At 33.1% G+C, this 19,642-nt stretch carries 22 protein-coding genes and 1 tRNA gene; 20 read left to right on the forward strand and 3 right to left on the reverse strand.

The genetic code is table 11. The features are described from left to right. Positions 1-41 precede the first annotated feature (41 nt). Entirely contained in the window at positions 42-314 is a 273-nt protein-coding gene (locus BUB48_RS10610; protein ID WP_073026218.1) for a transposase, read from the reverse strand. A gap of 628 nt (positions 315-942) precedes the next feature. On the opposite strand from BUB48_RS10610, the gene BUB48_RS18560 reads away from it, so the two are divergent. The 8 genes from BUB48_RS18560 (at position 943) to BUB48_RS10650 (ending at position 8,149) form a co-directional block, all read left to right on the forward strand. Beyond that, on the forward strand, positions 943-1,518 hold the full coding sequence (locus BUB48_RS18560; protein WP_242944201.1) for a hypothetical protein: 576 nt from the start codon (positions 943-945) through the stop codon (positions 1,516-1,518). Then, positions 1,515-1,820: a hypothetical protein gene (locus BUB48_RS10620; protein ID WP_073026219.1), complete on the forward strand. Its 306-nt coding sequence runs from the start codon at positions 1,515-1,517 to the stop codon at positions 1,818-1,820. The genes BUB48_RS18560 and BUB48_RS10620 overlap by 4 nt, the downstream gene beginning before the upstream one ends. Before the next feature lie 425 nt (positions 1,821-2,245). After that, positions 2,246-3,658: a group II intron reverse transcriptase/maturase gene (gene ltrA, locus BUB48_RS10625; RefSeq protein WP_073026220.1), complete on the forward strand. Its 1,413-nt coding sequence runs from the start codon at positions 2,246-2,248 to the stop codon at positions 3,656-3,658. Positions 3,659-3,956: 298 nt separating this feature from the next. Next, positions 3,957-4,157, forward strand: a complete 201-nt coding sequence (locus BUB48_RS10630; protein ID WP_073026221.1) for a helix-turn-helix transcriptional regulator — start codon at positions 3,957-3,959, stop codon at positions 4,155-4,157. Between the two features lie 151 nt (positions 4,158-4,308). After that, on the forward strand, positions 4,309-5,205 hold the full coding sequence (locus tag BUB48_RS10635) for a ParM/StbA family protein (RefSeq protein WP_073026222.1): 897 nt from the start codon (positions 4,309-4,311) through the stop codon (positions 5,203-5,205). Beyond that, on the forward strand, positions 5,190-5,384 hold the full coding sequence (locus tag BUB48_RS10640; protein ID WP_073026223.1) for a hypothetical protein: 195 nt from the start codon (positions 5,190-5,192) through the stop codon (positions 5,382-5,384). Before BUB48_RS10635 ends, BUB48_RS10640 begins: the two co-directional genes overlap by 16 nt. A 300-nt stretch (positions 5,385-5,684) precedes the next feature. After that, the gene (locus BUB48_RS10645) at positions 5,685-5,915 is read left to right on the forward strand and encodes a hypothetical protein (protein ID WP_073026224.1); all 231 of its coding nucleotides are present in this window, start codon (positions 5,685-5,687) and stop codon (positions 5,913-5,915) included. Continuing rightward, on the forward strand, positions 5,912-8,149 hold the full coding sequence (locus tag BUB48_RS10650) for a hypothetical protein (RefSeq protein ID WP_073026225.1): 2,238 nt from the start codon (positions 5,912-5,914) through the stop codon (positions 8,147-8,149). Before BUB48_RS10645 ends, BUB48_RS10650 begins: the two co-directional genes overlap by 4 nt. 116 nt (positions 8,150-8,265) lie before the next feature. Here the strand turns inward: BUB48_RS10650 and BUB48_RS10655 are convergent. After that, positions 8,266-8,342 (reverse strand) — tRNA-Pro (locus BUB48_RS10655). A gap of 210 nt (positions 8,343-8,552) precedes the next feature. On the opposite strand from BUB48_RS10655, the gene BUB48_RS10660 reads away from it, so the two are divergent. From BUB48_RS10660 to BUB48_RS10715, 12 genes are all read left to right on the forward strand, one after another. Next, positions 8,553-9,800 (forward strand): HlyD family efflux transporter periplasmic adaptor subunit, encoded by a 1,248-nt coding sequence (locus BUB48_RS10660; RefSeq protein WP_073026226.1) that lies wholly within the window; start codon positions 8,553-8,555, stop codon positions 9,798-9,800. A gap of 19 nt (positions 9,801-9,819) precedes the next feature. Further along, the gene (locus BUB48_RS10665) at positions 9,820-10,521 is read left to right on the forward strand and encodes a YggS family pyridoxal phosphate-dependent enzyme (RefSeq protein WP_084524515.1); all 702 of its coding nucleotides are present in this window, start codon (positions 9,820-9,822) and stop codon (positions 10,519-10,521) included. 15 nt (positions 10,522-10,536) lie between these two features. Then, entirely contained in the window at positions 10,537-10,986 is a 450-nt protein-coding gene (locus BUB48_RS10670; RefSeq protein ID WP_073026228.1) for a cell division protein SepF, read from the forward strand. A 13-nt stretch (positions 10,987-10,999) separates the two neighbouring features. Next, entirely contained in the window at positions 11,000-11,281 is a 282-nt protein-coding gene (locus BUB48_RS19140) for a YggT family protein (RefSeq protein WP_073026229.1), read from the forward strand. Between the two features lie 3 nt (positions 11,282-11,284). Next, positions 11,285-12,046, forward strand: a complete 762-nt coding sequence (locus BUB48_RS10680) for a YlmH family RNA-binding protein (RefSeq protein WP_073026230.1) — start codon at positions 11,285-11,287, stop codon at positions 12,044-12,046. Positions 12,047-12,065: 19 nt separating this feature from the next. Continuing rightward, positions 12,066-12,515, forward strand: a complete 450-nt coding sequence (locus tag BUB48_RS10685; RefSeq protein ID WP_073026231.1) for a DivIVA domain-containing protein — start codon at positions 12,066-12,068, stop codon at positions 12,513-12,515. Between the two features lie 191 nt (positions 12,516-12,706). Beyond that, a complete protein-coding gene (locus BUB48_RS10690; protein ID WP_073026232.1) occupies positions 12,707-12,970 on the forward strand; it encodes a DUF5665 domain-containing protein in 264 nt (87 codons plus the stop codon). Between the two features lie 11 nt (positions 12,971-12,981). Further along, entirely contained in the window at positions 12,982-13,590 is a 609-nt protein-coding gene (locus BUB48_RS10695) for a TraR/DksA C4-type zinc finger protein (RefSeq protein ID WP_073026233.1), read from the forward strand. A 54-nt stretch (positions 13,591-13,644) separates the two neighbouring features. After that, a complete protein-coding gene (gene lspA / locus BUB48_RS10700; protein ID WP_278308957.1) occupies positions 13,645-14,097 on the forward strand; it encodes a signal peptidase II in 453 nt (150 codons plus the stop codon). 10 nt (positions 14,098-14,107) lie between these two features. Further along, a complete protein-coding gene (locus BUB48_RS10705) occupies positions 14,108-15,025 on the forward strand; it encodes an RluA family pseudouridine synthase (protein WP_073026235.1) in 918 nt (305 codons plus the stop codon). 137 nt (positions 15,026-15,162) lie between these two features. Next, complete coding sequence (gene pyrR / locus BUB48_RS10710) at positions 15,163-15,696, forward strand: bifunctional pyr operon transcriptional regulator/uracil phosphoribosyltransferase PyrR (RefSeq protein ID WP_073026236.1); 534 nt, start codon at positions 15,163-15,165, stop codon at positions 15,694-15,696. Between the two features lie 632 nt (positions 15,697-16,328). Then, the gene (locus BUB48_RS10715) at positions 16,329-17,666 is read left to right on the forward strand and encodes a sodium-dependent transporter (RefSeq protein ID WP_073026237.1); all 1,338 of its coding nucleotides are present in this window, start codon (positions 16,329-16,331) and stop codon (positions 17,664-17,666) included. Between the two features lie 21 nt (positions 17,667-17,687). Here BUB48_RS10715 and BUB48_RS10720 read toward each other — a convergent pair whose 3' ends face one another. After that, on the reverse strand, positions 17,688-19,463 hold the full coding sequence (locus tag BUB48_RS10720; protein ID WP_073026238.1) for an Rqc2 family fibronectin-binding protein: 1,776 nt from the start codon (positions 19,461-19,463) through the stop codon (positions 17,688-17,690). Positions 19,464-19,642: the final 179 nt, after the last annotated feature.

The raw sequence follows: 19,642 nt of genomic DNA on the forward strand, positions 1-19,642 counted from the left end.
ATGCTTGTCCTTGTTATCATCTATGAATTTAAATATAGAATCTACTTTTTCGCGAATATGGCCATGGCTTTTTTTAGTATTTCATTTTCCTCTTCTAGCCTTGCTATCTTCTTTAACATGACTTGATAGTCGGCTGTTGTCACGGTTTTATCTTTATCAATTACTACTGGTTTGGCTTTGTTTAACCATGTCACCATTGTTGATTTTGGTATGCCATATTCACGAGCTAAATCTGCTAGCGGCTTTCCTGAATTATATAGCTCTACTATAGTATCTTTAAATTCTTTGGTGTAATGTTTTTGACCTCTTCCCATTGTAGACACTTCCTTTCACTTCTTATTTTAAATCGTTCGAATTTCTGTGTCTACAAAACTATACTAACACTAATGCTAATGCGTTTAACTTATCTAATCCAGAAGAGCGTATTATTTCTTTAATTGAGGATTCGAGATATAGTTTTGATATTGATGAACCAACTTCACCAGAATTTTTTAAAAATAATTCTACTAAGTTTGCAGAAACAGTTAATAATATTTTGGATATAGATGAAATGAGCAGAGTTGGTATTAGAGCTTTTTGGGGCGTTGAAGTTGACACGCTTCAAATTGCAAGTGACATGATAAAAAAGGAGTTTCTTTAGAAGCTTTGAAAATGAGGAATTATATTATGGAAAAGATGTATCTAATTGTACGATAGTATTTTCATCTATTATCGACGATTTTAAGGTTAATGTAGCAATAAGACCAAGCAATACCCAATTAATAGAAGTTACAGATGGAAAGACTGTAAAACACTGCAATAGAAATGAAATTATTCTTGATATAGATTTATATAAAGAAGGTAATATTAAATGTAGTTCATTGAAATCAATAATAAGATCCGCTATAGAAATTAGTTTAAAACAGTCAAAATTATATAATGATCTAGTAGTGGGTGACTTATATGAATAATGTTTCACCTATCTCAAAAAATAAAAAATATAAATACATAAATAATGAAATTACGGATTATTATGCAGATGATGATTATACTACGATTGAAGTAAATGTGCCTAAAGGCTATAAAGCTCAAATAAAATTAATAAAAGTTGAGGAAAATACAAGTAATAACAATAATAAGGATAGTATTAAGTTTCACGAACAGAAGGCAAAAGAGAAATCATGTACTAGTGGATACATTTATTTCAATCAAAATTTAAATAGCACCACCAATGCGGATTTATATTATAATAAATTAGGAAATGATACATTACATTCTTCATATGATATAATTAAAAGAGAGATGGAGGTAGTGAGTATGAATAGTATTAAAATGCGTGAACTTATGGAAAAGCAAATATCGTTTTTATTGTACTCACTAGTTTTTATTATAGGCTCTCTTTTTGCTATGATTATTTACTATAGAACAGGTTTTTATATAACTCACCCTATTATATATGTATTTACATTGATGATGGGAATTGGATGGGCTGCTACTTCAATTTATTCCATAATGCTTAACAAAGGAATGATAAAATGAAGAAAAATGATGAAAATTTCTGGTCATTAATAAAAAATGGAGTTAAACATATTATGAAGGCTGAAGGAAGACGAGAAGGGAAAATAAATCTTCTATTTGGATTAGGTTTATTATTTTTTGCTATTTGCATATGTGTACCAAGTACAGCTTTATATATCATAAAGATCTTTTATCCAAATATTGAAATTGGAGTGCCTACATATGTGATAATTTTATTATATGTTTTATTAGTATGCTTTTTTGATAAATGTGTTAAAAGAGTTACAGAATTTCATAATATTAGAGATCAGATAAAAGGGTAGCTTCGGCTACCCTTTTTTATGTGCGCCCAGCATGGGCGCAAGCTAGTCGGTGAAAGTCCGATACGGGGGTTGATAGCGCCAACCGTTAGCTTAAGACAAGGGTGTCCACCGTGAGGTGGAATCTGAAGGAAGTCGGCGGCAAAACTCCGGTCTGAGGAACACGAACTACATATAAGGCTTAAGTCTGTGGGTGAGTTTGCATGACAAAACAAAGCCCAATAGCTATCCGAAACAGGCAAAGTAAATGTAGCAGATATATGGAGGGAAAGCTTGTGCTCTTACCTGGGGAGGCCTCATGGACGTGAAGAAATGAAATTTGAATCACGGTTGAAACAAGATTTATCATGAGAAGTCAGCAGAAGTCATAGTACCAAGGTAGTCATGAATGCCTTGGGAAGGACTGAACAATAGGAGGTCTTGGAAATTTGAAAAATTCGAAGGAAATACGAAGACTGCAGAAAACTTCATATAAGGAAGGCTGGACATATGATGTAGGAGTGGAACTCCGAGATAATATGGGAGCGCATAGCATTTCCTCGGCATTTGAGAATGGAGAAGACGATGGAAAGCAATACGCCAATAACTTACTTGAAAAGATATTGGACAGAAACAACTTGAACCTAGCATACAAGAAAGTTGTGTCCAATAAGGGAAGCCATGGAGTTGACGGAATGAAGGTGGATGAACTTCTGCCATACCTTAAGCAAAATGGTGAATCCCTAAAAGCAAGCATATTGGAAGGGACATACCGTCCAAGCCCTGTCAGGAGGGTAGAAATACCAAAACCTGATGGAGGAAAGAGATTACTTGGAATACCTACAGCAATTGATAGAATGATACAACAAGCTACTGCACAAATACTAATACCCATATTTGAAAATATATTCTCGGACAGTAGTTATGGCTTTAGACCAAAAAGGGATGCAAAGCAAGCCATACTAAAATCCAAAGAATATATAGAACAAGGATACAAATGGGTAGTAGACATAGACCTGGCTAAATATTTCGATACAGTAAACCACGATAAACTTATGGCACTGGTAGCGAGAGAAATCAAGGATAAAAGGGTACTGAAACTAATAAGGCTATTTCTACAAAGCGGAGTAATGATAAATGGAATAGTGATGGAAACAGAGGAAGGATGTCCGCAAGGAAGTCCAATCAGTCCATTACTTGGAAATATCATGCTCAATGAACTAGACAAGGAGCTTGAGAGAAGGGGACATAAGTTCTGTCGATATGCGGATGACTGTAATATATACGTCAGAAGCAGAAAAGCTGGAGAAAGAGTTATGAAGAGCATAACAAAATACTTAGAAGATAAACTCAAGCTCAAAGTAAACAAAGAGAAAAGTGCAGTAGACAGGCCATGGAAAAGAAAATTTCTAGGATTCACATTCTACCAACTGAATGAAAAAACAGGAATAAAAGTACATGAAAAATCTGTTGCTAAGTTCAAAGCTAAAATAAAGGAAATTACTAAAAGAAATAATGGATGGAGTATGGATTACAGGCTATTGAAACTTCGTCAACTCATAATAGGCTGGATAAACTATTTTGGAATAGCAGACATGGTTAGATTAGTGAAATCACTGGACGAGTGGATAAGGCGAAGAATAAGGATGTGCTTTTGGAAACAGTGGAAGAAGATAAAGACCAAGTATTACAATCTTAAAAAGCTTGGAGCTTCGGAAGAGAAAGCATGGCAATACGCCAATACCAGGAAAAGCTATTGGAGGATTTCCAATAGTCCAATTCTAAGTACATCTCTAACGAATGTATATCTTGAAAAGATAGGATATACAAGTATCTATAAAAGGTATAAGCTAGTACATTAAATCTTATTGAACCGCCGTATACCGAACGGTACGTACGGTGGTGTGAGAGGTCGGTAGGTGAAATAATCACCTACCTCCTACTCGATTTTTGAAAACATATGAAAAAATTGGCCCCATATTTTCCTCATATTTAAGACATAACAAGCATGGGAATATATAAACATTACCAAAGTGAAAAATCTTTCTATAAGTCAATATATGCGTCTAGATTAATTTTGTAAAAAAACAGGTAATTTAAAAGGTTTTTTAGAGCAAATATAGAATAAATTCCATATTATACTAATGATGAGGTGGTAGGATGGGGGTAAAATGTGAGCTGCGGAATATTAGGCTATTAGAATACAAAATGGACTCTAAGACAGAATTTGCAAATATGTTAGGGGTAGAAGTGCATACATACCTGAAATGGGAAAAGGGTAGTACCCCAACATTACCAAAGGCTCTTGAAGTAGCAAAAAAGCTTAATAAGAAAGTAGAAGATATATGGCACCTGGAATAGGTGCTATTTTTATGTCTTTGATTAGAAAAATTTTTACAATTTGTAACTGGACACGCATAAATATATAAATTTCCTAATAAGTATATACAAATACTACCGAAGTAGCAGAAAAGCAGTATATAAATCTATATAAAAGGAGGTAAAAGTATATATGATCATTGGCGTGGACCAAGGATACAGCCATACAAAGACAAGCGAAGGAAGTATATTCCCATCAAAAATAAGTACAGAAAGTTATATGATAGGTGAGAGCACAGAAGTAAAAATTGATGGTAAATCATATTTGGTGGGTGAAGGAAACATAGAGGTAGAGCTTAACAAGGTAAATAAGGAGCTTACTAGGGTATGTATCCTCACAGCCTTGGCACAGTCTGGAGAACATCAGGAATACCAAGTAGTAACAGGTTTGCCTATAGGGTTATACAAGACTCAGAGGGGACAGCTTAAAGAAATGCTACTGAGTAATAGGAGAGTCGAGCTGGAATATAACCGACAAAAGCGCATCCTGTCAATAACAAAAGCTGAGGTATTTCCACAGGCTGCAGGTGTATTTTACATGATAGACCGCAGGGAGTATGAAGATTATAATACAGTGGTTATAACTGATATAGGCGGGAGATCTGTGGACTTTGCCTTATTTGAACAGATTAATAAAAAGTGGAAACTCACTCGATACTCAACTATTATGGAAGGCACATTGACATTGTATTCAAAAATAATCAATCTCATAAACTCACGATATGAGTTAGCTCTGAAGGTTGAAGATGGAGAAACTATATTGCGAAAAGGTCTACAGATATATGGAGAAAAACAGGATCTATCGTTTATAAAGGCAATTATCGCAGATCATATTGAGGCCATATATAGAGAGTTGTATCTAAAATATCCAATTAAGACCAGTAAGCACATTATAGCTGGTGGTGGAGCATATCTTTTCAAAGATATAATTGAGCGAAAAATACCAAGAACAGTATTGGTACCCAATGCACAGTTTGCAAATGCAATAGGTTTCAAGAAAGTGGGGGAAGCATTATGGCAAAGATATTAGTTTCATTTAAGGAACGGGAAAGGGACTTATATGAGTTGGTGAATAGTCAAGGTGATAAATCTAACTTCATTAAAGATGCTTTGAAGTTCTACTTGCAGAATAAGGAACAAAAAATTAAAACCCCGGAAAATTCCGAGGTTGAACATAGTGGAATACTTGATATTCTTGATGGCATATAGTGGGGCTAATTGCTTTAGCAAACGCTTTTGCTAAAGCATATGCGACAGATATATAAAAAATGCATGTTTCTATAAAATAATTAATTTTGATAACAACATAGATACTCCCAGTAATACTAAACCTGCACCAATTTCCAACATAATTATCACCTCAACTATAGTTTTACCAGCGATTATAAAGATATTTAATCAAAGGAGGATAAAATTGGCATTAAAAGTGTTGTTTATGTTAACTTTCACAGGTTCTATATATTTCATTCTAAAAGGATTATATCGAATAATAATAAAGGGGAGATTATAATGTTCGATAGGATAGTAAATGCATTCAACCCAATAATACAACTTTTGCAAGCTGTAAGTTATCCGTTGGCTTTTATGGTAATATCCCTTGGGGTCCTCACTATAATGATAGGTCAAAAACGAAGAGGTATGGAAGTTATTAAGTGGGCTGTTGTTGGATATCTATTGATGCAATTCTTACCAGGACTCATGATTATATTAAAAGATGTAGGTAAGGTGATGATACCGTGAGACTACAGCTCATCCCAGATATAAATATTGACAATAAAAATACTGATACATTAATAAATAATATTCATTTCTTTAGATCTCCAATGAAGAGGCTACGAATCACAAAAGATTATATAGAAATACAACCTCAATATCAAATTGCATATGAAATAGAGTTAAGTACTTCAGGAGCACAATTCTACTTATTCTTCCCGGATGAAATCAAGTCAGCAATACAAACAGAAATCAATTTAACATGGCCAAAGATAACAACAAAAGAAAAAACTAAAGCCGTTCAATTCAAGAATCCTGTTATCATTGAACTTAACATGAAGCATCACTATTTTATGAGTCTAAAAGTAGATAAGAGAGGATTAACTCCTTTGCCAGCAATCCTTGAAACAATGAAACTATTAAAAGATGATGATAAGGTACTAATACAAGTAGTTTTTGAGCCGGAATCATACGATTGGTTCAGATCATGCGAAGCAGCTATAAAAGACTTTAATAACGGCTATGTACCGAGAAGAATTGAACTGAATAAGAGAAACATAAAAGAGGGTATCATCAAAGGTGGAATTAAGACAATTGAAGCAGCGTTATCAACAGTTTCATTTTTTCTTACTGATGAAGAAATGGAATTTGAAGATATAAATAGCATCGAATATGAGCAAATATTAAGAAATGGATTATCAAATAACACATTAGGAAAAAGCAAGTGGAACGGATTTAATACACAGATTAGAATTGTTTCAGATTCCAAAGATTCTATTAGGCAGGAAAGTATAATAAGAAGTCTTATAATAGCCTTCAAAGGGCTTGACGAAGATAATAAACTAATTGAAAAAAGGATAAAAAATACTAATAAGTATTTGAGATATATTCAAAAAAGGCAAATTAAATTTGACATTAATAAAAATATATTGAGTGCTGCAGAACTTGGTCAGATTATACAATTACCAACAAAAGCTTATCAGGAGATTTACAATTTAGAAAATATAGATACTAGAGAGATTGAAATTCCTAATGAGTTACAGCACGGAAATATAATTATAGGAGTAGCTAAATATAAAGGATTAAACAAGACAACCTACTGGCCAGATCATAAAAATATTTTATCACTGCCTAAAGTCGTTATAGGTCCAATGGGTTCCGGCAAAAGTGAATACACTAAAAAATTTAGTATAGATGCAAATCGTAAAGATGATGGGGTAATAGTTTTTGATTTTATAAAGGATTGTGATTTGTCTGAATCAATAAGCAAATATGTAGATGCAATAAAAATAAACCTTGCAGACCACATAAAATTATCAGCACTTGCATATCCAGAGATGCAACCGGGAAAAGATCCATGGGAACGGCTTAAGGTTGCAAATATACTATCAAGACAGAGTGAGTATTTGATAAATTCTGTAACAGATGCAGAAACAGGTCCATTAACAGCACCTATGCTAAGATACTTAAATGCTGCATCAATGGTAGTATTTATTCATCCAGATAAAACCTTAGATGATGTTTTTAAATGTTTAAAGAATTGGCAAGTGAGAAATGAATATATAAGACTTGCAAAATACTCAGGATGTTTTACTGAAGATGATGAAGTATTCTATGATCTTCAAGATTTACATGAAAGAGATTCAGATGGAAAGATAGTTGGTACCAGAGAACATCTTATAATCGGAATAGTTAATAGAATTTCAGCATTAAACAGAGATATATACTTAAAAAAGATGCTAAAAGCACAAGTGAATTATGAACAGAATTTTGCAAAATGGATGGATGAAGGGAGGACTATTTTAATTCAAATACCTGAATCTACATTTACAAATAAATCAATAAAAGATACTTTAGTAACATATTATATGTCAAGGATATGGCTAGCTGCTTTACAACGCAAAAATCATAATAGAGTCTGTCATGTCATTACTGATGAAATACATCAAGTACCAACAGCAGCAGCTTTAGTAAGTAATATAATTACGGAAGCTCGAAAATTTGGAGTAGACTTTTATTTTACAATTCATTATTTGAAGCAGTTTAGGCAGCTTCATGATGCTATTAGATCCGCCGGTTGTTCGTATATGTTATTGGCCGGGACAGAAAAAGAAAATCTGAAAGCACTAGAAGAAGAATTACAACCGTTCTCTATTCAGGAAGGTCTTAATCTTAAACCTTTCCATAGTCTTAATATTATTAACTATGGCAACCAATATGCAAAGTTTATTACTAAGTTGCCAGGTCCAATAAAGTGTTAGTTACTTGTTAGTTACGTGTTAAATTTGATGTGTTTTTGCATGGTTTTATAATTTAAAATGATAAAATAAAAAATCCAGCTAACCATTGCGGTTACTGGATTTTACTATCTTATTAATGGTCTGGGTGACAGGAATTGAACCTGCGACCTCTTGAACCCCATTCAAGCGCGCTACCAAGCTGCGCCACACCCAGATGTTCCAACCACATTTAAAACTATAACACATATAAGGATAAATTTCAACCCTCATTTTAATTAGGTTTTATACTTAAAATTTGTTTTTGATTAGTAATAGAGAACTAATTTTAATATTTCGTTTTTACTAGCAGGATATAAAAAACAAATGGAGAAATATAATAACAGGTTATGTGAACCAGAATTATTGTCCTGAGGGAGTATGTGGCATGAAAAAAAATAAGAAACCTTCTTCGCTTTCGATATTTCCATTTATTTTATTTATAATAACAGGATTTTATATATATAGATACTTTTTTCTTAGCATTGATACTGAAATAATAAAATATGGTGAAATGGAAGACTATTTTGAGGCAAAAGCAATAGTGATTAGAAATGAACATATTTATAGTTTTCCAGGGAATGCACAAGTAATAAACAAAGTAAATGAGGGAGAAAGAGTATCTTTTGGTAAAAAGCTTGCAGATATTGTTAAAAGCGAAGAGCAACAGGATGATTTGCAGTTAAAGATAAATGATCTGGAAAGAAGAATTAAAGAGATTGAAAATAGCAGTGAAATCAATTTATTTCAAGGTGATAGTGAGAAACTAAAGGAGAATATAGATGAAAAGATAGAGTATATAAAAGTTCTTTCTAACCAGGGCAATATTGAAAAAATATCAGAAGTTAAAGAACAGCTGTCATCTGATCTGAATAAAAAGTCTCTAATTTCTGGTGACAAAAGTTTTTCGGGAAAAAACCTGAATCAATTGAAGGCAGAAAAGGAACAGCTTCAAAAATTATATAATGAACATATGGATACAATATATGCCAGCAGCCCAGGTATTGTGAGCTATAACATTGATGGGCTGGAGCAAAATTTAAATCCGGAGAATATTGCAAAGTTTAGTGTCCAAGACGTGAAGAGTGTCATTAACTCCTTAAAGGATGATAATAATAAGGATGCTAAGCACAGTGGTGTAAAGATTATAGATAACTTTTCCTGGTACATATGCATGATAATTGGAGAAAAGCAGTTGAAAGGCTTAGAAGAAGGAAAGAAAGTGCAAATTGCTTTTAAAAATTATGAGAGTGTACCGGTAAGAGCTAAAATAAAATACATATCTGAACCGGATAACGGTGAGGTTTTAGTTTCTTTTGAAACTACAGATAATATGCAAAACTATTATAATATGCGTTTAGCAGATGTTAAAGTCATAACAAATCAATTCGAAGGATTTTTAGTTAGTGAAGAGAGTGTAGTAGAAATTGATAACCAAAAAGGCGTTTATATTATTAGAGAAGGTATTGTGAAATTTGTTCCAGCTGAAGTTATTGCAACCGAAAATGGCTATGCTTTGATAAAGAACATTGAAAATAAAGAAAATGCTGTTTCCGGAAACAGCGGTACAATAAAGGTCTATGATGAGGTTGTAAAGGATACAGGCAAAGTCAAACCAAATCAAAGGGTTTTGTAATAAAGGAGGATAGATTCAATTGAGTTCCATACGTGAGAATATTGAAGTCGTAAGGAATGATATAAAAGATATTTGTCGAAAACAGGGAAGAGATCCTGATAAAGTGACTCTTATTGCAGTGACTAAGACAATTGATGAAGAAAGAATAAGGGAGGCTATATGTTCAGGCATTACTGATATTGGAGAAAATAAGGTACAGGAAATAATGGACAAGTATGAGGCATTGAAGGATGTTTCCAATATTCACTTAATTGGTCATTTGCAATCAAATAAGGTAAAATATATAATAGATAAAGTAAAGCTTATTCATTCTGTTGACAGCATGAAGTTGATGGATGAGATAAATAGAAGAGCTATAAAGGCAGGAGTTATAGCAAATATATTAATACAAGTTAATGTAGCCTGTGAAGATACGAAGTTTGGAATTGAAATGGAAACAGTGGACAGTCATATAGAATATGCTTCAAAACTTGAAAACATTAGAGTACAGGGATTGATGACTATAGCACCCAATTATGAATATGTGGAACAAACCAGACCTATATTCAGAGCCTTAAGGAAAAAGTTTGATGAATTATCAAACAATCAGTATTCAAATGTCGAAATGAAGTATCTTTCTATGGGTATGACAAACGATTATAAAATAGCATTAGAAGAAGGTTCAAATATGATCAGGGTAGGTACAGGTATATTTGGAAAAAGAGTATATAATAAAAATTAATGGGAGGTTTAACTAATGGCAGGGAAAATAATGAATAAAGTATTATACTTTATGGGTATAGGTGAAAATGCTGATGAGCAAGAAGAAGAAATGGAAGAAGTTGTAGTACAAAGACCCGTATTGGAGCCTGTTAAGAAGAACAATGTGGTAAGTATGCCTACTCCAGGTGGTCAAATGAAGCTAGTACTTATTGAACCCACAAGTTATGAAGATGTTCAGGATATATGTGATAATTTAAAAAATAAAAAACCTGTAGTTATAAACTTTGAAAATTTAGACAAAGATATTGCAAGAAGAATGGTGGATTTTGTGAGTGGAGCTGTTTATGCAATTGACGGCAACATTCAAAAGGTATCAAACGGCATTGTGGTTGCTGCTCCACCAAATGTTGATATTTTAGGAAGTATCGGTGATATGGAAGGAGAAAGCTTCGATTTTGAAAAGTTCATGGATTGGCTAAAATAAATGATTGTGAGTGATGTTTTTGAAAGGTATACTTATCTGGTCAGTCAAGAAATTTTTTAGTGTAATTTATGTATTAATTTTTATTAATGTAATGTTATCTTGGTTAAGAATAAGCCCTTATAATAGTATTGTTAATATTATTTATCAGCTTACAGAACCCATTTTGGAGCCCTTCAGAAGGCTTATGGATAGAACTGGCTTAAATACTGGCATGATTGATTTTTCACCATTGATTGCCTATTTGGTTTTGCAATTGATAGAAACTTCTCTAATAAACATTCTATGGGCTTTATAGAATATGGAAGATGTTAAATCAAAATATGCTGATGAGCTGCTTATCAGAAGGTTGGAGGATCTGATAGAAAAAACTGATAAGAGTATGACCGAAAGTTATACTGATTTTTTAGATCCAAGGCAGCAAGCATTAATATCTGATAGTTTTAAACATGTAAAAGGCATATCAATGGAGTTTTATGGCGGCTATGAAGAAGCCGAAAGAAAGATTTGCGGTATTTTTAATGAGTATGACGGTTTTAATAAAAATGCATTTCCTATTAGTTTTCTTCATATTTGCTGGAAATCTCCGAAAAAAGTGAGCCACAGAGATATATTAGGTTCAATATTGGGAACTGGCATAAGAAGGGATAAAGTTGGGGATATTATACAAAAGGACCAGGAAGCTTATGTTTGTGTACATAAAGATATTGTTGATTACCTAATAATGAGCATTGATAAGGTTGGAAGTGCAACTGTTCATATAGAGCACTGCTATATTTTGCCGGAGCTTTCCAAGGAGTGCAAAATTCTATATGCTACCATTGCCTCTTTAAGATTGGATGCTGTTGTGGCAGCAGGTTTTGGGGTATCAAGGACAAGAGCAGTTGAAGCCATTAGAAGCTCTAAGGTATTTGTGAACTGGAAGCCGGAGATATCTTCTTCCAAAGATATTAAAGAAGGAGATGTAATATCCTGGAGAGGAAAAGGGCGCATACAGTTAAGCAATGTGGTTGGGTCAACTAAAAAGGATAGGGTTAAAGTAGCAATCAAAAAGTACATCTGACGAATGGGAGGTTATATGTATGATGACTCCTATGGACATACGTAACAAGGAATTTAAAAAGGGATTTAGGGGTTATAGTGAAGAAGAAGTAGATTTGTTTATAGATAAGGTAGTTAGCGATTATGAGAAACTATATAAAGAAAATATTGAACTAAAGGATAAACTAAACTCTATCAATGAAAGGCTTGAAAGTTATGCAGAAATAGAAAAAACTCTGCAAAGCACGTTGATTATAGCCCAAAAGACTTCTGAAGATATAATTGCAAACGCCAGAAAAGAAGCAGAAATGATAATTAGGGAATCGGAGGAAAACAGAAAGAAAATAATTGAGGATGCAAATCAAAGTGTTATTGATGTTAACAGAGAATACGAAGAGCTGAAGAAGCAATTGCAAATTTTTAAAACTAGGTATAAGACATTTTTAGAGTCTGAGTTAAGTAATCTTGAATCCTATTTTAAAGATATATAGGAAAAGTACTCTCATTCAAAAGAAATTAAATTGGATTTTGAACGGTAGTAAGTTTTTTAGAGATAATATGGTTTGAAGCACCATGTTATTTCTTTTTTTGCAGCTTCTTTTGGTAAAATTAAACCTTTTCGGAATCTCAGCCCATTGCTAAAAAAATTTTTTTTGGGCATAATATTTTGGGAGGAATAAAAATGAAAGAAGAAAGAGTTGAACAGATAGCTCTTACCCTAGAAAAAGCGAAATTAGGTGAGTATGTTGAAATGATGTCAAAACCAGGGAGGATGGTTTTGAATAATTTCATTGCTGGATTGGCAAGAGGTTTTGGTATGGCCATTGGTTTTACTGTTTTAGGAGCTCTTGCATTATATTTTATGAGGGCTTTGGTTATGTTGAATCTACCCTTTATCGGAGGGTTTATTGCAGAAATAGTAAAGATTGTACAAGACCATTTGTAGGAGGCTGGACAATGAATAGAGAAAAGATTATGGATTTGAAAAATAAATTGATGGACATTAGAAGAGAAAGGGAAGAATCACTTAATGATGATAGTTTAGGTCTAGGAGAGTCCATAAGAGATAACACCAGTGAATTATCTTCTTATGATAACCACCCGGGAGATTTAGGTACAGAGACTTTTGAAGCAGAAAAGAATTTTTCCTTTAGGACTAATGATAAGTACGTGATAGGAGAGGTAAACGAAGCATTGAGAAAAATTGAAAATGGCACATACGGAATATGCGAAAATTGTGGTAAGGAAATTGCGGAAGAAAGGCTTGATATAATTCCGTATGCCAGACTATGCATATCATGTGAAGAGGATTTACCTCTGAAAGCTGAAGATAAGGAGAAGGGAAGACCTATAGAAGAGCAAATTTTGACACCTCCATTTGGGAGATCCTTTAGGGATAACTCATTAGAAGATAGCGTAATGTATGACGGCGAAGATGCTTGGCAGGATGTTAATGTGTATAATGATGTTACTTCAGATAACCCATTTTCAAAGGATGACAGCATGGGTTATGTGGAGGATGTGGAATCCATAAGCAATGAACAGTATAGAAAACAATTAGAATAGTAATCGCAATTTACCTTTTCATATGATATAATCTTTTCTAGGATAAAGGGGGGTATTTTTTTGTATTCACTGATTATTATTGGAGCAGTTATCTTTTTTGATCAAATAATCAAGATAAGAGTTGTAGAAAAAATAATGCCTTATGAAAGTATAGAAGTTTTAAAGAACTTTCTTTATATTACATATGTAGAAAATACCGGAATATCCTTCGGTTTATTTAAAGGGTTTAGATGGGTATTTATTATTCTTACATTCATAGTATGCTTAATACTTTTCTATTATGTTTTTAAACTTTATAAAAGGCATATAGCCATGACTGTTTGCCTGGCTTTTATAATTGGCGGAGCAATCGGAAACCTGATAGATAGAATAAGATTAGGTTATGTTATTGATTATATTCATTTCATATTTTTCCCCCCTGTATTTAATTTGGCCGACTCAGCCATCGTATGTGGAGCCATAGTGCTATGCGGATTATTGCTATTTAATAAGAACATAAGTCTATAGTGAGGTTAGTATGAGAACTATAAATTTGGAAGTATTGGATTCAGATAATGGCAAAAGAGTGGATGTATTTTTGACAGAAAAAATCCAAGGTTATTCAAGGACTTATTTTAAAAAGCTTATTGAAGATGATATGGTTAAGATTGATGGCAAAGCAAGGAAGGCTAATTACAAGTTAAGTACAGGACAAAAATTAGATGTTACATTGCCTGATCCGGTAGAATTAGAAATAGAACCGGAAGATATTGATATCGATGTTGTATATGAAGATGATGACTTACTGGTGGTAAATAAGCCCCAGGGTATGGTGGTTCACCCTGCTCATGGGAATTATAGCGGTACGTTGGTAAATGGCCTTTTGAAAAGATGTGATGGATTATCAGGTATAAATGGAGTTATAAGGCCTGGTATTGTACATAGGATCGATAAGGATACTTCGGGTATAATTGTGGTGGCAAAAACAAATGAAGCCCATATGGATTTGGCTCAGCAACTTAAAGAGCATTCAATAAAAAGAAAATATATAGCATTGTTGGAAGGTAGACTAAAGGTGGAAAAAGGCATAGTTGATGCACCTATTGGAAGGGATCCTGCTGATCGTAAAAAGATGGCCGTTGTATATAAAAACAGCAAGAATGCAATAACTCATTACAGGGTTATAGAGCTATTTGAATCAAATACTTTGATAGAAGCCAAGCTGGAGACAGGAAGAACGCACCAGATAAGAGTTCATATGGCATATATTGGACATCCTGTAGTTGGAGATCCGGTATATGGATATAAAAAGCAAAGGTTCAAGCTTGATGGACAGCTGCTTCATGCGGCGCTTTTGGGGTTTGTGCATCCAAGAACAAAGGAATATATGGAGTTTACAGCACCGTTGCCAGGGTATTTTCAAGAGGTTTTAGATAAGTTAAGAAGCAGGGTATAGACAAACCATTTTGTCTATGATAACATTATTAAAATATCCTTTAATCTAGTCCTGTGAGACGAGGAAGGGGGCATTTAGTATGCGATTATGTCTACCTTTTGGTAGACTTTCTTATTATTTAGCATGGAGGCGAGATGATGATTGTAAAAAATGAATTGATGGATGAAAAAGCTATTGACAGAGCTTTAACAAGGATAGCCCATGAAATAGTGGAAAAGAATAAGGGTGTAGAGAATCTTTGCTTATTAGGTATTAAAACTCGTGGTTTTCCACTGGCTTCAAGATTAGCTGATAAAATTTTGTCAATTGAAGGTAAAGATATTCCTCATTCGGAAATCGATGTTACCAACTATAGAGATGATGTGGCAAATGATATATCTATGGCTAAAGTTGATATTACTCCATTGAACCTAAAAGATAAGAAAGTTGTGCTGGTAGATGATGTTTTATACACTGGAAGGACAGTTAGAGCAGCTATGGATGCTATTATGGATTATGGGAGGCCTGCTTGTATACAGTTAGCTGTATTGATTGATAGAGGCCATAGAGAACTTCCTATAAGGGCTGATTATGTTGGCAAGAATCTGCCTACATCCAGAAATGAAAAGGTAATTGTAAATTTAAAAGAAATTGACGGAAGAGATATAGTTTTACTTACAAAAAATGAGTAGTGAAGAGCTACTCATTTTTTTAATCCATAGAAATTATAGTTCTACATTATTTAAAGCCCATTGGATTACGAAATACTGTGGTAAAAATAATGAATAAGACAAAGCATATAAAAATATAAATTAGATGCAAGGTATTATTAAAATTATTTTTTGATTGCAAATATCAAATGAGGTTTTATTTTGCTTGCTTATATATGCAAAATAAAATGATAAAACTTGCCAATATTAAAGGTTAAGATGAAAGGGTTAATTAATTAACAATTATTGAAACATGTAAAACAATGTTATATAATTTCAACAACATATCTATTTTGAAAATTCTAATAAATTAGCAATTACAAAAATATTGCAGTAAATCAACTTAATTCAGAAAACTTAAAAAATTTAGAAAAAAGAAGAAGGTAAATTATTATGTATGTAGAATATAACAATAAATTTTGAAGGAGGTGGTGATAAAACTATTATTGATATTGTATTTTAAAGACTTGTGTTGAAAGTACAAAGAGTGGGTACTCTGTACTAAGATCAAAACAATTCTATAATTGAGAGATTTATTTGCTTCTCTTCATTTAGGATTGTTCAAGAAACTCGTGGGGATATGGTCAATTATAAAAAAGAAGGAGGTTGTATCAATGGAGCAAAAGAACAGAGGTACATGGGCATCAAGCTTTGGATTTATTATGGCAGCTGCTGGCTCTGCAGTAGGTTTAGGTAACTTGTGGAAATTCCCTTATCTAGCTGGCATGAATGGTGGAGGAGCATTCGTACTTATTTATTTACTTATTGTTGTTTTTGTAGGATACACCATTATGTTAGGTGAAATGACAATAGGGAGAGCTACACAGTTAAATGCATTAGGTGCTTATAAAAAGCTCAATAAGAAATATACTTGGGTTGGAGCCTGTGGTGTTTTAGCTGGATTCTTGATATTATCTTTTTATAATGTTGTTGGTGGATGGGTTATTAAATACATCATACAGTTCTTATTTGGTGGTGTAAAAGGCAATGCTTCAGAATTCTTTGGAAGCTTTATAAGTTCAGCTGCTGAACCTTTAATATGGACTCTAGTATTTGCAGCATTTACAGGTTATATTGTTTGGAGAGGAATTTCCGGTGGTATTGAAAAATTTAGTAAGGTAATGATGCCTGCTTTGTTTGTTCTTCTTGTTGTAGTTGTTATTAGATCAGTGACTCTTCCTGGAGCAGGAGCAGGTTTAGCATTTTACTTGACACCTGATTTTTCTAAATTGACACCTTCTACTATAGTTGCAGCTTTAGGCCAAGTTTTCTTCTCATTGAGCTTGGGAATGGGTTGTATGATAACATATGGAAGCTACCTCAACAAAGATGAAAATCTTGCAAAGGATGCTTTTATAGTTCCTTTTATGGATACAGCAGTAGCTTTATTGGCAGGTTTTGCAATTATGCCGGCAGTATTTGCATTTGGCTACGAACCTGGAGCAGGGCCTGGTCTTATGTTTATAACATTACCATCAATATTTGCAGAAATGCCTCTTGGTACAATATTTGGATTGTGTTTCTTCATATTGGTTTTATTTGCTGCAGTAACATCATCTATATCCCTTCTTGAAGTTTGTGCTGCGTACTGTATTGATGAATTCAAATGGAGCAGGACTAAAGCTACTTGGTTATTGACAGGGATTATTTTTATACTAAATATACTGAGCTCCTTATCAATGGGTCCATTATCACATGTTTTGATATTCGGAAAGAATTTCTTCGATTTGTTTGACTTTATCACTTCTAACATACTGCTGCCTTTAGGCGGATTGATGATGTGCATATTCATAGGTTATGTATGGGGTATAGACAATGCAATTGCTGAAATTACACAAAACGGTAAATTCCCATTCAAGTCAAGAGGTTTTTGGACTCTTATGGTAAAAGTAATTGCTCCAATAGCAGTGTTCATTGTTTTCTTGAACACTTTAGGAATAATCAAGTTCTAAGCGGATTAAGAAAAGCGGTCTTTATTGACCGCTTTTCTTAATATTGTTCACCATATTTTCATCAGGAGTTATATAGATTGTTTTATGTTTTTCGTATATGACTTTTCCAGGTTTTGCACCAGAGGGTTTTTTTACATTTTTCTTAAAGGTATAATCTACGGCCACGTTGGAAGAAAGCCTGCCTTTGCTGTAATAAGCTGCTAAGCTGGCAGCTTCTTTTAAAGTATCATCATCAGGTTGTTTTCCATCAGTCTTCAATATAACATGAGAACCAGGTATGTCTTTGGTATGAAGCCAAATATCATCTGAAGAGGCAAATTTCAGTGTTAAATAATCATTTTGTGTATTGTTTTTGCCTACATATATATCAAATCCTGAACTTGATACATAATGCATGGGTTTTGAAGGCCTATTGGAGTTCTTTAAGTTCTTCATGTTTTCTTTATTGCTTTTTATATAACCTTCCTGTATCAATTCCTGTCTTATTTCGTTGATTTCATGTTCATCAAGGTTTTTACTCAAGCTGTCTTGTATGCTTTCAAGGTAAACAATTTCATCTAAAACTTGATTAATTTGTTCTTTTATAAAACTCTGAGCTGCTTTTGATTTGTTATATTGCTTATAATACTTTTGAGCGTTATCACTTGGTGAAAGCCTGGGATCTAATTTTATCTCAATATCTGCGTAGTTTTCATCATAGAAATTTGGCAGAATTGCTTTATCTTGACCTTTCTCAAGTCTATAAAGATTTGCCATTATAATATCTCCGCATAGCCTGTAGTACTCAGAATTTTCTGCTTCCGAAAGTTCATTTTCCAATATGGATAGCTTTTTTTCATTTCTTTCAAGCTTTGTTTTTACTATTTTGCTTAGATCACTGGTTTTTTGCTTAATTCTATCCTGAAGATCTTTTTGATAATAAAACTCTTCAATTACTTTGCTTATACTGTCACATTTAATTTTTTTATAACAATCATAGATGCTTAGTTCTACAGGGGAAAAGTCAATATTCTTTGAGTTTTCTTTAACTATGTTTGGTGAAAATTTACCGTTTTTTACTTCTTCCATTAAGGAATGAAAATGGGAAAAAAGCTTTTTGATTTCATCAATACTTAATTCTTTGATGTCATTGTCTGAGTCAATACCGGCTCTTAAACATATTTCCTGTGCTATGATGGGGCTTATACCATAGAAGGTTTTAACCAGATATTTATGTGCTTTAATGCTTCCGGATTCGGATTTTATTGCTGATATGAAGTATTCATCATTGATTGTAAGGGGATCTTTCTTGTCTGATGATGGAGGATATACGTATTTAAAACCCGGTAGTATAGTTCTTACGCTGCTCATATCGTTACCTACTCTTTTAATGCTGTCAATTATTGTCCTGCTATTGCTGTCAACAAATATAATATTGCTGTTACGTCCCATTATTTCAATAATTAAAGATTTCTCAATACTGTAACCCATTTCATCCATGCAATTAAATGTTATTTCAATGATTCTTTCTAGGCTAGGTTGTTTTATGCTTATAATCCTGCTGCTTGTAAGGTGTTTTCTTAACAGCATGCAAAATGCAGGAGCAACAACAGGATTGGTTTTTGATATCTCTGATAGATGCATTTTTGGATACATGGAACTGGCTGAAATTACCAGTTTGTGATTTGTTTTATTGTTTCGGATGTTTATATTTATTTCATCCTTTTCAGGTTGATATATTTTTTCTACTTTTCCGTCTAATATAGTGTTATTCAGTTCCCAAATCAAAGAATTCACTGTTATACCGTCAAAGGGCATATTTATACCTCCATAAAACTCATAGATTATATAAAGCTAATTAAGATTATAACAAAATAAATTAAATAGATAAATTTTATTATAATGTAAAGCATAAAATTGGGCAAATTTATGTATTATATAAAATTATCAAGTTCATAAATTGAGTTTTCCATTATATTATTCTAAGCAAATATATG

Origin of the sequence: Lutispora thermophila DSM 19022 (assembly GCF_900142105.1) — a bacterium.
Lineage (GTDB): Bacteria > Bacillota > Clostridia > Lutisporales > Lutisporaceae > Lutispora > Lutispora thermophila.